The 14,012-nt window shown below is 59.7% G+C and carries 16 protein-coding genes; 5 read left to right on the plus strand and 11 right to left on the minus strand.

Going from position 1 to position 14,012, the window contains the following annotated elements; all coding sequences use genetic code 11:
• The first annotated feature begins 78 nt into the window (after window positions 1–78).
• The gene (locus tag SIB92_RS07385) at window positions 79–984 is read left to right on the plus strand and encodes a LysR family transcriptional regulator (protein WP_412555185.1); all 906 of its coding nucleotides are present in this window, start codon (window positions 79–81) and stop codon (window positions 982–984) included.
• 21 nt (window positions 985–1,005) lie between these two features.
• On the opposite strand, the gene SIB92_RS07390 is transcribed toward SIB92_RS07385, so the two are convergent.
• The 4 genes from SIB92_RS07390 to SIB92_RS07405 form a co-directional block, all read right to left on the minus strand.
• On the minus strand, window positions 1,006–2,022 hold the full coding sequence (locus tag SIB92_RS07390) for a diguanylate cyclase (RefSeq protein WP_412555186.1): 1,017 nt from the start codon (window positions 2,020–2,022) through the stop codon (window positions 1,006–1,008).
• Entirely contained in the window at window positions 2,019–2,606 is a 588-nt protein-coding gene (locus SIB92_RS07395; protein WP_412555187.1) for a heme NO-binding domain-containing protein, read from the minus strand. Before SIB92_RS07395 ends, SIB92_RS07390 begins: the two co-directional genes overlap by 4 nt.
• A gap of 62 nt (window positions 2,607–2,668) precedes the next feature.
• Window positions 2,669–4,420, minus strand: a complete 1,752-nt coding sequence (locus SIB92_RS07400; protein WP_412555188.1) for a DUF4153 domain-containing protein — start codon at window positions 4,418–4,420, stop codon at window positions 2,669–2,671.
• Between the two features lie 123 nt (window positions 4,421–4,543).
• A complete protein-coding gene (locus SIB92_RS07405; protein WP_412555189.1) occupies window positions 4,544–6,112 on the minus strand; it encodes a trimethylamine methyltransferase family protein in 1,569 nt (522 codons plus the stop codon).
• Window positions 6,113–6,315: 203 nt separating this feature from the next.
• Between SIB92_RS07405 and SIB92_RS07410 the strand changes: the two genes are divergently transcribed.
• Window positions 6,316–6,795 carry a hypothetical protein gene (locus tag SIB92_RS07410; protein ID WP_412555190.1) on the plus strand — a complete coding sequence of 160 codons (480 nt, stop codon included), beginning with the start codon at window positions 6,316–6,318 and terminating at the stop codon, window positions 6,793–6,795.
• 68 nt (window positions 6,796–6,863) lie between these two features.
• On the opposite strand, the gene SIB92_RS07415 is transcribed toward SIB92_RS07410, so the two are convergent.
• Both SIB92_RS07415 and SIB92_RS07420 read right to left on the minus strand, forming a co-directional pair.
• On the minus strand, window positions 6,864–7,553 hold the full coding sequence (locus tag SIB92_RS07415) for an HAD family hydrolase (protein WP_412555191.1): 690 nt from the start codon (window positions 7,551–7,553) through the stop codon (window positions 6,864–6,866).
• A 97-nt stretch (window positions 7,554–7,650) separates the two neighbouring features.
• Window positions 7,651–7,935, minus strand: coding sequence for a DUF3572 domain-containing protein (locus SIB92_RS07420; protein WP_412555192.1), 285 nt, complete (start codon window positions 7,933–7,935; stop codon window positions 7,651–7,653).
• 84 nt (window positions 7,936–8,019) lie between these two features.
• Between SIB92_RS07420 and SIB92_RS07425 the strand changes: the two genes are divergently transcribed.
• Window positions 8,020–9,444 carry a diguanylate cyclase gene (locus SIB92_RS07425; RefSeq protein ID WP_412555193.1) on the plus strand — a complete coding sequence of 475 codons (1,425 nt, stop codon included), beginning with the start codon at window positions 8,020–8,022 and terminating at the stop codon, window positions 9,442–9,444.
• Window positions 9,445–9,522: 78 nt separating this feature from the next.
• Here the strand turns inward: SIB92_RS07425 and SIB92_RS07430 are convergent, their stop codons facing one another.
• The 4 genes from SIB92_RS07430 to SIB92_RS07445 all read right to left on the minus strand — a co-directional run bounded on the left by SIB92_RS07430 (window position 9,523) and on the right by SIB92_RS07445 (window position 11,681).
• Window positions 9,523–10,056, minus strand: coding sequence for a periplasmic heavy metal sensor (locus tag SIB92_RS07430; RefSeq protein WP_412555194.1), 534 nt, complete (start codon window positions 10,054–10,056; stop codon window positions 9,523–9,525).
• Window positions 10,057–10,058: 2 nt separating this feature from the next.
• Window positions 10,059–10,430, minus strand: a complete 372-nt coding sequence (locus SIB92_RS07435) for a hypothetical protein (protein ID WP_412555195.1) — start codon at window positions 10,428–10,430, stop codon at window positions 10,059–10,061.
• On the minus strand, window positions 10,423–11,007 hold the full coding sequence (locus tag SIB92_RS07440; protein WP_412555196.1) for an RNA polymerase sigma factor: 585 nt from the start codon (window positions 11,005–11,007) through the stop codon (window positions 10,423–10,425). Before SIB92_RS07440 ends, SIB92_RS07435 begins: the two co-directional genes overlap by 8 nt.
• An 83-nt stretch (window positions 11,008–11,090) precedes the next feature.
• Window positions 11,091–11,681 carry an EF-hand domain-containing protein gene (locus tag SIB92_RS07445; protein ID WP_412555197.1) on the minus strand — a complete coding sequence of 197 codons (591 nt, stop codon included), beginning with the start codon at window positions 11,679–11,681 and terminating at the stop codon, window positions 11,091–11,093.
• 227 nt (window positions 11,682–11,908) lie between these two features.
• On the opposite strand from SIB92_RS07445, the gene SIB92_RS07450 reads away from it, so the two are divergent.
• Together SIB92_RS07450 and SIB92_RS07455 are read left to right on the plus strand one after the other, a co-directional pair.
• On the plus strand, window positions 11,909–12,304 hold the full coding sequence (locus SIB92_RS07450) for a DUF983 domain-containing protein (protein ID WP_412555198.1): 396 nt from the start codon (window positions 11,909–11,911) through the stop codon (window positions 12,302–12,304).
• 35 nt (window positions 12,305–12,339) lie between these two features.
• The gene (locus SIB92_RS07455) at window positions 12,340–13,074 is read left to right on the plus strand and encodes an NUDIX hydrolase (protein WP_412555199.1); all 735 of its coding nucleotides are present in this window, start codon (window positions 12,340–12,342) and stop codon (window positions 13,072–13,074) included.
• Here the strand turns inward: SIB92_RS07455 and SIB92_RS07460 are convergent.
• Complete coding sequence (locus SIB92_RS07460; protein WP_412555200.1) at window positions 13,071–13,973, minus strand: EamA/RhaT family transporter; 903 nt, start codon at window positions 13,971–13,973, stop codon at window positions 13,071–13,073. The two genes, SIB92_RS07455 and SIB92_RS07460, sit on opposite strands and share 4 nt — an antisense overlap.
• Window positions 13,974–14,012 lie beyond the last annotated feature (39 nt).

The following is a 14,012-nucleotide window of genomic DNA, read 5'->3' on the forward strand; positions in this document are numbered from 1 at the left end:
ATCTATTTCAATGATTTATTGAAAATCAAATTCCCAAACGCGCGCTATTGAGGCACAATCCCTTAAGGAGGTGCTCTCATGCCCTATCTGGAAAGCCTGCGAGTCTTTGTGCGCGTGGTGGAACTTGGCTCCATCACCTCGGGCGGCCGCGACTTGCGCCTGACCCCGGCTGTGGCCTCCAACCGCGTGAAGGAACTGGAAAGCCGCTTGGGCGTGCGCCTGTTCAATCGCACCACCCGCAACCTCTCCCCGACTGAGGTGGGCAAGGTGTTTTACGATCACGCCCGCAAGGTGATCGAGACCCTGGATGAGGCCGAGGCGGTGGTGGCCGGGTTTTCCGACAAGCCGCGCGGCACCATCCGCGTGACCGCGCCGCTTGGCGTGGGCCGTCGCATTGTCGCGCCGCTCATTCCGGCTTTTGCTGACAAATACCCCAATGTGGATGTGCAGCTGCGCTTGTCAGACCGAAAGGTGGACTTGTTTGAAGACGGGCTGGACGTGGCCTTTGTGTTGGGCGAACTCAAAGACAGCAATCTGAAGCTGCGCAAAATTGCCGATTGTGACCGGGTGCTGGTGGCCGCGCCAGAGTATCTGGAGACGCATGGCACCCCGCAAACGCCGGATGATCTACTGGGGGATCACAACTGCCTGTTGCTGCGGTTTCCGCGCAGCCCGGAGTATTTCTGGACCCTGCAAACTGAGGCTGGATTGCGCAAGATCGAGGCCAAAGGCCGCTATGATGCCGATGATGGCGACGTGCTCACTCAGTGGGCGCTGGAAGGGGCTGGGATTGCCAACAAACCACGTTTTGACGTGGCACAACACCTAAAAAGTGGCGCGTTGGTGGAAGTATTGTCCAACACCCCGCCTCTGCCCGCGTCGTTTGGATGCCTCTATCCACACCGCAAATTGCAGGACCCAAAAATCCGCCTGTTTGTGGATTTTGTCGCAAGCGAAAGCAAGCAGCGCATCGCGCAGCTTTGACCTTACCCTGGTTTCAGGCACTTAGTGATTGATGGCGAGCGGGCTGTCTTCGCGCAGTTTCGGCGTGTAGAGCGTATAGGTCGCGCGGCCGTCATGCTTGGACGCATAAAGCGCCACATCCGCATCATCCATCAATTGCTCGGCAGAGGCATCGCCCTCACCGTCATAGATCGCAATGCCCACGCTGGCCGAGATCTTGCACAGACTGTCTTTGTAAGCGACCGGACGCTCCACCTCTTTGATGATCCGGGTGCAGATCCGCCCCAAGATTTCTTCATCAATGGTGCCATTGATCACCAGCACAAATTCATCGCCGCCAACCCGCGCCACCACATCGTCGCCACGGCTGCTGTCTACCAACACCTTGGCAACATGCTGCAACACAACGTCCCCGGCCGCGTGGCCCTTGGTGTCATTGACCTCTTTGAAGAAGTCGAGATCCACATGCAGCAAGCCAAACGGCGTGCGGTCTTCGACCATGCGCGGCAGGATGTGATCCAGCGCACGACGGTTTTTCAGACCAGTCAACGTGTCGGTATAGGCCTGCTCCTCGGCGGCAATCTTGGCGCCTTGCAAACGTTGGTTCAGCTTGCGGTGCGCTTCCATGGCGGCAGATTTCGCCTCCACCAGATAGAGCATCTCGATGGTCAGGTCCGTTGCGGCAAAGTCCGACGCGTTCAGGGAGTACTCCTGCACCGCGTCCAGAATGGAGATGCCAAAACTCAGGTTCACAATTGCACCGCCATCGCTGCACGGCATCAACACGCCTTTGAGGCCGGTCTGCGGCTCCACGCGTTTTTTCAAGTGCAGCTTCTTCCCTGCCGCCGCCAAAAGCGTGTCCATCGAGGTGATGGAATGTGGTCGGTTCAGCTCAAACGCTTCCAGAAACCGGTTTCCGAGAATGGTTTGATCGCCGTAAAGCTTGGTCACGGTTGGCCCCGCGTGGGTGATCTTGCCAAACTTGTCCAGACGCACATGCATCGGGCAGAGCACGTCCAGCGTGTCCAGAATATCGCAGCAGTCTTGAACCTCAGTCATCCGGCCCGTGCTCCCAACTCAAACTCGCGCCCGCTGGCAAAAGCCTGCTCCACCAGGGTGATGTCAATCACTTCGGAATCCGCCTGGCCGCCGCGATGCTCCAGAAACACCAGTGCGCCATAGTCATCCGCCAGTGTCCGCAGAATGCCAATCATCACATAACCAAACCCCGGGCGGTCGCCCTTGCACGTCAAGCTAAAGGACTCGGCGGAATGCTGGCGCACCTCCATCGACGGCAGGTCCAGATCATCCACCGCCAATTTGGCGCGATCCGGCAACTCGTCCAGCGAATGCAGGAAATCGACAAAATCCACCCCGCCAAAGCGCAGCAACCGACGCAGCGCCTCCACATTGGGATGGGTCACGAGATAGGTGCCGATGTCCTCAAGCACGGTTTCCTCAGGCACGCCAATCACGTCCTTGGCCGCAGCAATCAGGTTGTCGGTGATGTCATCATCATAGTGCAGCATGGCCTCGAAATCCGTGACTTCGACACCCGCGCGGCGAGTCACCTCGAGCCAGCGCGACAGCCCATAACTGTCACGGACAAAGCATTGTATCGCCCTGTTGACCAACCCATGCATAACGTCACCTCATTCGTCGTGGTCCATAAGACCAGACTCACCTTAAGATTTTCCCAACAGCCTCAGAATTCCGGGAACACTTCCACGTCCCCGATCCAGAGTGAGCGCCGGCTGCTGGGAGCAACCTCATAGCGCCCCTCCAATATAGAGCGGACTTCCACCACCGTCACCTCTTTGCCGCCAAATGGCGTCAGATTTGCACCTATGGCGAGATACTGCCCATCAACAAACACGCTAAATACGTCAAATTTGCGGTTTTCAGCCGGTATAAACAGCACACCCTGCTGCGCGCCCTGCTCCGGTGCGAACTGATCCAGCAGCAAAACACAGCCCGGATCGGGGTTGTTTACACAGCTTTTGGACCATTCTCGCAGCCTGTAGCTTGGCCAGTCCTCCAGCATCTTCACAGTCACTGCGGCCGTTTGCGGCAACACGGTCAAATTCGCGTGGATTTCCGCCGCCTGGGTCTCTAACCGGCGGTCCACCTGTCCGCGCTCGAACTGCCAACGGCTGTCGGCTGCCAGTACCTTGGTCACCTGCGCCTGAAGGGCCGTGTCTGTCTGCGCCGCGCCTTCTTGGAGCTGGGCGATCCCCGCCTGCCCCGGCTTGCCCCAATCATGGGCCAGCTCATACAGCGCCATATCCGGCACCGGCACACTTCCGTTTTCGATACGCGCGACCTGCGACGTGGTGGAGATCTGCTCCGCATTCAGCAGCGGGCTTTGCCAGGCCGCTGCAGTCACAAGCACAACCACTGCCACCAGAATATTGGCCTGACGAATGCGCGCCATCCAAGGGCCGCGCAGCACGACCGCCACTGCATAGGTCAGCGCATACAGAGCCACAATTGCAGCGGTCGCCGCCGCCGCCAACCGTGCCGGTGTCCAGCCATATTGCACCACCCGCAACGACAGCGCGTATATCGCCAACCCGGCAATCACCGGCAACAACAGCGCCAGCGCCGCCGTACACAGCCGCATCCACCGCGAGCGCACCGCATCCGCGTCGCCACGGTCCAACGAAATGCTCACAAGGCAGATCATCGCCAGCCCCACAAACAACAGCACCGCCGTGCGGCTCAAAGAACCAAACAGATTGCCCGGATCCTGCGCCAGCGCCGCCACTACAAAGATCAGCACCACCGCCAGCACCACCGGCACCAACAGCCGCAACAGGCGCAGCACCAGGAAAGGTGACAGGTATTCGCGCATCTCATGCACCACCGACAGCCCCAGCCCCAGCGCAAAGCCCGTGACCACGTAAGGCACGCCGTCAATGTCGAGGATGTCCTCAATGATGGTGAGGCCGACAATCTCCAAAAGCGCATGGCTCATGAACAGCACAGCCCAAAACAGCCCGGCAAATAGCCAACCGGCTGAGTAGCGCACCAGAATGCTCCAACTCACGTCAAACAGGTGACCGTAGTCGCGCAAGCTGTGATGATCGCGCAGCAGCGCGGCCGCAAACGGCGTGCCAATGGTGACAAACACCCCCCAGGCCATGATCGGGTGCCCGGCTTCGGCAAAAGCCTCCAGCGTGTCAAAGCGCCAGCCCGCCCAGGTCACCAGAAGCGCCGCCAACGCGGACAGCCAGAGGGCCGGAAGCGCCGCGCGCGCCACGCGGTACGGACCGCTCAGCCCCATCAAAACGGCAAAAAAGCCCGCCACAAAAGAGGTCACGGCCAAATAGACATGCGGATGGTCGATGACATCGGGGAGATGCTCCACCAATGCCCAGATCGCCAGGCCTGCAACAGACCCGACAACAGCCATCTCCGCGCGCCCTGTCACCGTGCGCCCGCCCTGAGTGTGCATGGTACCCCTCCTGCAACCCTGTGCGGCGTTTATAGCGGGGAGCGTTTCAAAAACAATGATTTATAGCAAAGGTCGCATGTGACAATTCTGGCAGGCGCGCCCGGCGCAAATTGTACAAACGCCTCAGAAATCCGTGGGGGCACCGCCCTCTTCTTTGCGTTTGGCCACAAACTCCACCAAGGCCGCGCGATGCTCCGGCGGCATGGGCGGGGCGTCAAACTCGGCCAGAATATCCTTGTAAAGGTGATGCGCCCGCTCCGCCGTCCACGTGCCGCCCGCAGCCTCAAACGCCTCAAAATTGCGCCAGTCAGAGACAAACGGCTGATAAAAGGCTGTGGTATAGCGTTCCTGCGTGTGATCGATGCCAAAGAAGTGCCCATCGATGCCGACCTCGGCGATGGCATCTAAGGCAATTTCCTCTGGACCCGTGGCACATATCTCCGGCGCCAGATAGCGCTGAATCATCTGTAGTTCTTCGCAATCCATGACAAATTTCTCAGGACTCGCAATCAACCCGCCTTCGAGCCAGCCCGCTGCGTGATAGACCATATGGGTGCCAGACTGCACCGCACTCCACAGGCTGTTACAGGTCTCCCACATCGCCTGCCCGTCTGGTACGTTGGCGGCACAGACACCGCTGGCGCGCATCGGCAAGCCGTAAAATCGCGCCATTTGCCCGGTCATCTGTGTGGCGCGCATATATTCCGGCGTGCCAAAAGCCGGCGCGCCCGACTTCATGTCGACGTTGCTGGTAAAGGTGCCAATTGCACAGGCGGCGCCGGGGCGGATGTATTGCGCCAGTGCCACCGCGCTCAAGGCTTCGGCCAGCGACTGCGCCACCGCGCCCGCCATGGTCACAGGCGCCATCGCCCCCGCCAAGGTGAACGGCGTGACCACAAGGCCCTGATTGCGCCGCGCCATGCGCATCCAGCCGTCCATCATCGGGTGATCGTGTTTTAGCGGCGAGGTCGAGTTGATGTTGGTGAACATGCGCGGGCTGGCCTCAAACGCCTCATGGCTCAGCCCCCCTGCCAGCCGCACCATCTCCATTGCGTCCTCAACCCGCTCTGGGCCCAAGGCATAGGCATGCACCACCTTGTCAGTGAGCGTCAGCGCGTCAAACAACACATCCAGATGCCGGATCGAGGGGTGGATGTCCTGCGGCTCCACCGGATAGCCGCCAGTGAAATGGATGCAATTGAAATACTGCGTCAGCTTAAGCAGGTTGGCACACTGCTCCCGCGTACCGGGCACTTTACGCCCCAGTTCCAGATCCCAATAGTTTGGCGGGCTGGAGACATTGCCAAACAGGATATGATTGTCCCCCATCACCAGCTGGCGCTCTGGATTGCGCGGGGTCATGGTCCAACGCGCGGGCGCTTTGCCAACCATCTCCATCACAAAGGTCCGATCAAAGAAGACCTGATCGTCCACCACCTTGCAGCCGGCAGCTTTCAGGATGTCCCGAGCCTCATTGTTGTAAAACGCGATGCCAATCTCTTCGAGGATGCGCATCGCGCCCTCATGGATGGCCTGCACCCCGTCTGCGGAGAGAGGTTCCGTCGGGCGATCCGTGTTGACCGGCAAGCGCCAGGGCATTTGTTCGATCACTCCGGATCTCTTGCGCCGCGCCGCATTGCCCGCGCGCCCTCCGCCGCGCCGCCCTTTGGGTTTGCTGTCTGTGTCCGACATCGCTGCCTCCCCTTCGTGTTGGGAAAAGCAAAAGCGATCGCTGCGCCCGAGTCTGCGCGTTTACGACAAAAGCTGTCGTTTTTGCCACAGGACCTTTGAGTGTCACTCTGAAAAAGCGACCCAGCATCGATAATCGAAGTCGTTTGACCCTGCGCATTTGACCACCGATATTCATCAATAACTTCAAATGAGAACTCGAACCCATGATTGCCTTTCGCTACCTATTGGTCTTCATTCTTCCAACAATGCTGGCTGTCGCTCTCGAAGTGGCAACCTCCTCAATGCGGATTGAGGCGTTCCATGAAGCCGTGAAAATCATAGACCTCACATTTTCCAAAGATGCCGAAATCAAAAAACAGGCCCTTGAAAGTATCGGCTCAGACGAAGGAACCAAACTCTCGACAAAGTTGGACCGATTTTTTGCAGCCGCAGTCCCACTTGGATGCATGGTTTTGGCGCTAGCAATCCCGATGCAGGCAAAGCCGGAGCGGATCATCGATTTTATGACGACACTGTTTTGCGGGTTCTGCGTCGCATTTTGGCTTATAGGTTTTTACCGAATGGAATGGTTCGAATTTGGCCTGTGTCTGCTCTTGGGCATTGCACTGGCAGCCGTCACGCTCCTAGTACGAACGCGCTTGATCAATACATCTTCGCAGTATCAGGCGAACCAAACTCTATAGCTGCTCAGTTTTCTCAAGCGACAGGTCACTCAGACGAAGGCGTTCCAGTGCTTTAGGCGACTTTAACGTCAGGCCGCCATCCACGCCGGAATATGCCCGATGTTGGGCAAAACCACATCCGCATGAGGGGCCAGTTCTGCCTCCAGTGCCACACCGGTCAGCACGGCGACGGTCTGCATCCCCGCGCGGCGCCCGGCGATCAGGTCGTGGGTGCTGTCCCCCACCATCGCCACCCGCGCCGGGGCCAGTTTGGTATGTTCCGCAAAGGCCAGCAACGGGCCGGGCTCTGGCTTTGCGCCAAAGCCGCTGTCAAACCCGGCGATAAAATCAAACCGGTCCATCACGCCCGCTTCGGTCAAATGCGCCTTGGCGCCGTATTCCGTGTCATTGGTCATCACACCCAGCTTCAGCCCCACCTCGCGAAACCCGTCCATCAACGGCGCAAGTGGGACGGCCGGTGCAAGTGGCGCCTCTGCGGCGGCCAGCATCAGCTCTTCGTCAATGGCGTCCACATCAGAGCCCGGCAATGCACTTGCCACCGCCTCTGCCGCCTCGCGGTTGGTGCCCGCAATCACAAAGCTTTCCGGTAAAAACGCCTTGGCCGCCAGATCAAACATCAAAGCATCGGCAATCCGTTGCGACACCACCCCGTCGCCTTGGGCAAAGCGGTCAATCATGCTCGCCGCCCAGCCGTTCCAGGTCGCCCCGAAATCAAACAGGGTGCCATCCTTGTCAAACAGAAGTCCGTCTACGCGCATGTTTGATCTGCCTTGCCTCATTGTGGTCCTGCCGCAGACCCTGCCCTGCCCCCATCCTCAGTGCAAGCGGATCTGCGCCGTTAACCCAATCTTAGGCTCAGGTCCAATGAGTTCGGGCGGTCCCAAGCAAGGTCGCAGCCGCCATCATCGGCACTTCATAGGCGAGTGCATTGCTGTCGCAGAACTCAACCACCCAGGCGTCGTCCATAGTGATAAACTCAAGCACAGAGCCCAGAAAATCAGGCTCTGCCGCCCGGGCTCGCAGATCCTCTACTGACGCACCGGTTGAACCCAAAAACACAGAGCACACTTCTTCGTTGTTGACCAGCCAGGCCAAGGCATTCAGGGCGGTGGTCTCTGCGACCTCCTGAGAAACACTCATTTTTTCTCACTTTCGAAAGGGTTTGTTAACCATTCATACCACATTATGAACGTGTCCCTTCTTTCCACAGTTTCAGGTTTCTCTATGGCAGCTCGTGTCTTGATCGTCGACAGCATTTCGGCGAACCGTATTTTGTTGAAAGTCAAACTTGCCGGCGCATTCGCTCAGGTTGAGCAGGCCGCCAGCGCAGGGGAGGCTTTGGACCTCCTCGAAAACGAGGTCACGCCCGACCTTCTGGTGCTCGGTGGCGACCTCGTGGATATGAGTGCCATTGAGCTATGCTCGGTCATCAAGAAGCGCCCCGAGCTGGCCAACCTGCCGGTCTTACTGGTGCACACCGACGGCCATCGCACCGACTTAATTGACGCGTTGCGCATGGGGGCGGAAGACGCCTTTGACATGTCGGTCAGCACCGACGCGCTACTGGCCCGCATCCGTTCAATCGTGCGCGCCCGCAACAGCTTTGAGGAACTACGCCTGCGCGAAAGCACCGGCCATATTCCCGGCCTCGCCGAAACCGCCGCTGCGCTTGACTCCCCTGCTTCCGTGCTGATTGCCGCCCGCAATGAAACCGAAGGTGCGCGCTGGCAAGCGCAACTATCCAAGCTCGCCCCCTTTGCCCTGCGCCACCAGATGGAAGCCGACATCATGCGCAACATGGGGCAGTTCACCGCCCCCGATGCCATCATCATTTCCCTGGCCGTGGCCGCGCCCGAAGAAGCCCTGCGCCTGCTCGCGGAAATCCGCGCCCGTGCCGCCACCCGCCAGGCCGCTGTGCTGGTGGTGCTGGATGAAAACGACGACACCGCGCGGATCAACGCGCTGGACCTTGGCGCCAATGACGTGATTGCTGAAGGGTTTCATGCCGAAGAGGCTGTGCTGCGGCTCGATAAGATGATTGCCCGCAAGCGCCTGACCGACCGTCTGCGCCAGAAAGTCGAAGACGGTCTGACCGCTTCTGTCACCGACCCGCTGACCGGCCTGTTCAACCGCCGCTATGCCATGCCCCATCTGGACAACATGGCGCAGCGCGCCACCGGACACAGCGACCAAACCGGCGATTTTGCCGTGATGCTGGCCGATCTCGACCACTTCAAAGAGGTGAATGACAAATACGGCCATGCCGCTGGCGACATTGTGCTGGCCGAAATTGCCCGCCGCATGCGTGCCAACATTAAATCCGCCGACTTGATTGCCCGCATGGGCGGCGAAGAGTTCCTTGTGGTGGTGCAGACCGACAACCGCGAAAGCGCCGCCAAAGTGGCCCAGCGCCTCTGTGATGTGGTGCGCGCAGAACCCGTCTACCTGCGGGGCCGCGACATCCAGATCCCTGTGACCGTCAGCATCGGGGTCGCCATGGGCAGCGACATGCTGGAAGCCAAGAAAGCCAAATTTGGCGGTGGCGAAGACAGCCTGGCCAGCGCCCTGATCGATCAGGCGGATCAGGCGCTCTATGGCGCCAAGGCAGACGGGCGCGACAAGATCCTGCTGTCGTTCACTGCAGCTTAACGCGAGCGATATAGGGGGCGCTGCCCCCGCCCCATCTTTTGATGGGGCTCCCCCGGGATATTTACGGACAAATGAAGATCAGGGCTGTTTGGGCGGACGTGGTTTGCCATCCTTGGACGGATGTTTCTTGTCCTTGGGACCACGTTCCAGCACCTCTTCCAACCGGTCGGCATAAGCGGCGCGTTCCGCATCACTCATCGACAGGATTTTGGCCAGGAACACATCCCGCGCCATGGCGCGGCGGCGTTCACCCGCCTGATCCAATGTCATGACCAGATCCCGCAGCGCCGCCTCATCTAAGGGCGAAGATCGCAGCACCGCCAAAGCCTCTTGGTAGTGCTGATGATCTGCGCGGTGATCCACGTTGCTCTTGCGATAGGCGCTGCGAATGGCACGACCGACTTCGCGCTTGTCATCAAAGGTCAGCGCCTTGATGTGCGGCGAGCCAAACCGGTCACTAACCGGTCCTTTGTCACCATCCCCACGAATGGCAATCGCGGCGCCGCCGACAATGCCCACAATCAGAACGTTTAAGGCCAGCGACCCGATCAGAAGCGCACGGGTCAAACGACGGGGCTTTGGGCTGGGCTTTGTGCTATTTGGCTCAGTCATGCTCATTCCTCCGCCGTAAAATCAAAGGCATAGATGTCATCCAGATCGGAGAGGTAGCTTTGAGCGGTCTCTCCATAAAGATCAAGGCCAAGGGTGTCTTCCATCAGGGTTGTGCCCGCGGCCACCCCGATCCAGACACCAGCCACACCGGCCATGGCCACGCCGCTAAGTGCGGGCCAGCCGCCGACTGCCGCCATCAAAGCCGCCCATAGGCTGCGGCGCTGTGGCGGCACCGGCGTTGGCACTGCCATCTGCAGGCCTTCCGCCTCGCTCAACACCCGTGCCAGCAAATCCGGCGACGGGGTGGCGCGGCTGTCGCTACGGGCCGCTGCAAACAGATCGTCCAGCATATCGTCGTCAAACTTCTCAGCCATCGGTATACCCCAGTGCCTCGCGCTGGCTGGCCAAAGCCTCTGCCAACGCCCGTTTACCCCGCGCCGTGAGGCTTTCCACCGCCTCGACGCTGATCTCCATGATCTCCGCAATCTCCGGATTGCTTTGACCTTCTATGTGCCGCAACACGACCGCCTGCCGTTGCCGCTCCGGCAACGTTGCCAACGCGCTCTGCAAGGCATCCGCACGGGCGCGGTCCTGCATCTCTTGCGCCGCCGATTTGGCACCGTCTTCCGGCTCGGGGATCGCGTCCAACGCCACCCCTTTGGTTTTACGCAGCCGGTCCGTGCACAGATTGGCGGTCACGCGATACAGCCAGGTTGTCACCTTAGCCTCACCCTGCCGCCAGTCAGGCGCCTGTTTGAACAGCCGGATCATGGCCTCTTGTGCCACATCCTCGGCTTCTGCCCGATCCCCCAACATGCGAAAGGCATGCGCAAAGGCGCGCGGCGTCAACCGCAGCGTCAAAGTGCGCGCCGCCGCCCCGTCGCCGTTGGCATAAAGCACCAACAAAGCGTCGTCCGGCGTGTCCTCCTGTTGATCGTAAGGCATCGTCATAGTCTCGATGGCTAGCCTCTCATGGGCGGTTGTGCAATCTGTCTCAGTTGGGCGACCCGAAAGCCGCCCCCCCGTGAGTGGGATCAGTTTTCCTGCGTGTCGCCACGCTTTTTGAAGCCACGCGCTTCTTTGGCGGCATCCCATTCTTCCTGAGAAATTGTGCCGTCGCCATTGGTATCGAGTTTCTTGAACATCTCCGCCTTACGCTCGGAGCGCTTGGTCTTGCGCTCCGCCTGCGCGGCCTCGAATTCGGCTTTGGAAATCTTGCCGTCGCCGTCTGTGTCCAGCTTCTCGATCATCTTAGCCGAGCGATCCGTTTTGGACTTCAGCTCATCCACGCTCAGCTGCCCGTCGCCATTGGCATCCATCCGGCTGATCATGCGATCCAGCTTTTTCACCATCCGGTCGTTGCCTTTGGATTCGGCATGTGCGGTCAGCTCTTCTTTGGTGATCACCCCGTCGCCATTGGCATCGATGCCAGCAAAACGCTCTGCGGCCTTCGCTTGCAGGTCTTCGGCGGTGATAAATCCGTCGCCGTTGGTGTCGAGTTGCTCAAAGCTGGGCATCTGCCCGCGCATGTGGCGCATCTTGCCGCCTTCTTTGGCGGAAGCGGACACGGCGGTCACACCCAGGGCTGCAATCACTACGGCGCTGATCATCATTGTGCTCTTCATGGTGGTCTCCTTTTGGGCCTGTCTCATGGTTGTCTGCGTCGGCTCATTGCCTGTTCAGTGATGGTAAAACGCGGCGTCCCAGGGTTTCCGTCGCACTTTCTCAATCTTTTTTTGGCAAGGCAGAATAAGGGGGGCCTTTGCGACATCGCGACGCAAGTCAGATTGCCCCCTTTCATGTTTGCGCAAACCGACACATCTTGGCCACGCGAGCACCGAGGGGAAACGTGATGAGTGAAACCAATATGTCAGATGCGGTCATGGTTGAAGAAGACCGCCCAATGAAGCAGGCCCTGTACCGGGGATGGCGTCGGAAATGCCCAAATTGTGGGACCGGCCCAATGCTTAAGGGCTATCTAAAAGTCCGCGACCATTGCCCGGTCTGCAAAGAGGACTTGAGCCACCACCGCGCCGATGACGGCCCGGCCTATCTGACGATTCTTGTGGTTGGCCACCTGCTGGCCCCGCTGTTGCACGTGGCCTTTGTGCATTGGCGTCCGGACCCGCTCATTCTTTTCACCGTTTTTTCGGTTGGCTGCGTCGGGCTCTCGCTCTACCTTCTGCCGAGATTGAAGGGGTGTGTGGTCGCCTTCCAATGGGCGCGCCGGATGCACGGGTTCAAATAGAGCCCGGCCACCCCATCCTGTGAGGGGAGCACAGCATGACCAACGCCACCACAGTGGACAAAACCGCGATCCGCAACGCCGCCACGGTGATTGTGCTCAGGGATCGTGACAGCAATCCACAAATCCTGATGGGCCAGCGCGGCGCCAAAGCAGCGTTTATGCCCAATAAGGTGGTGTTCCCCGGCGGGGCTGTGGACCTAGAAGATGCCGACATTCCTCTAGCCGCGCCAATTTCCGACTTTTGCAGCCAGCGTCTGCTGGAAGACCGGCGCGAAGACACAAGTGAAAGCATCGTACATGCGCTGGCCGTCGCTGCCATCCGCGAACTCTGGGAAGAGACCGGCCTGATCCTTGGCTCACAAGGCGAGTGGTCGATCACCCCGCCTGCGGATTGGGAAACCTACGCCGCCACCGGCCATGTGCCCACCGCAGAAGCCCTGCAATTTGTCTTCCGCGCCATCACACCACCGGGCCGCCCACGTCGATTTGACGCGCGTTTCTTCCTGTTGGATGCAGACGAAATCACCACCGATCTGGATGATTTCTCAGCTGCCTGCGAAGAGCTCTCCCACCTGCAGTGGATCCCCCTCAAAGAAGCCCGCAGCTTTGACCTGCCGTTCATCACCGAGGTGGTGCTGGCCGAGATCGAGGCGCGTGTGACCGACCGCACCCCACCCGAGGCCGTGCCGTTCTTCCGCAATGATGACGAAGAGAGCCTGTTTTTGCGCCTCAAGGGCCGCCTGCCGGATCTGAACGGGCGGGACGACTAGGCCAGCAAAACAAGCGTCAGGATCGACACCGCCAAAAGCGCCATGCCGAGGTATTCGCGACGGCTGATGGTCTCTTTGAAGATCAACACGGTGCCGAGGATGCCAAACACCAGTTCGATCTGCCCCACCGCTTTCACATAAGCCGCATTTTGCAGCGTGAAGGCGGTGAACCAACAAAACGTGCCCGCCATGCTGGTCAATCCAATGAACCCCGCGCTGCGCCAGGCTGACAACACCCGACCCACTTCCCCCGGTTCGCGCACCATGAGCCAAAGCCACATGCTGACCATCTGCATCAGGGTTACTGCCGCCAAGGTCACCAAGGCACGCAGCATCGGCGCATCGGTGACCACCTCAAGCGACGCGCCGCGATAACATACGGCTGAGACCCCAAACAGCGCCCCCGCCACAAGGCCCAGCGCCGCAGAGGGTGTCAAAACCCGCCGCCAGCCGGTCGCCTCGGCCTCAATCGGGCCGGACAGCACCAAAACCCCACCCACGCCAATGGTGATCGCTATCAGCCCCACGCCCGAGATAGTTTCAGAGAGCAGCACCAGGCCAATCAACGCCGTAAAAAACACTTCGCTTTTGATAAAGGCCATGCCGACGGCAAAGTTGCGCCGCCCAAACAGCATCACGGTGCAGACCGTCGCCGTGATCTGCGCCGCGCCACCCACAGCCCCCAAAAGCCAGAAACTTGGTGTGACATCAGGCAGGGTCACACGGCCCGTGGCCACCAGCGTCGCTAGCACAGCCGCAGCGATGGGCGCGGAATAGACAAACCGCGCAAAGGTCGCGCCCGCGGCGGACAAAGACACCTGCGCCAGATGTTTTTGCAACATGAAGCGCACAGTCTGAAAGGCGGCAGCGGCGATGGAGGCGATGATCCAAAGTTCCATGACCGCCTTGATGCCGAGCTAAACCTCGGAAGTCACGAG

Origin of the sequence: Shimia sp. MIT1388, assembly GCF_047124445.1 — a bacterium.
Classification (GTDB): domain Bacteria; phylum Pseudomonadota; class Alphaproteobacteria; order Rhodobacterales; family Rhodobacteraceae; genus Shimia.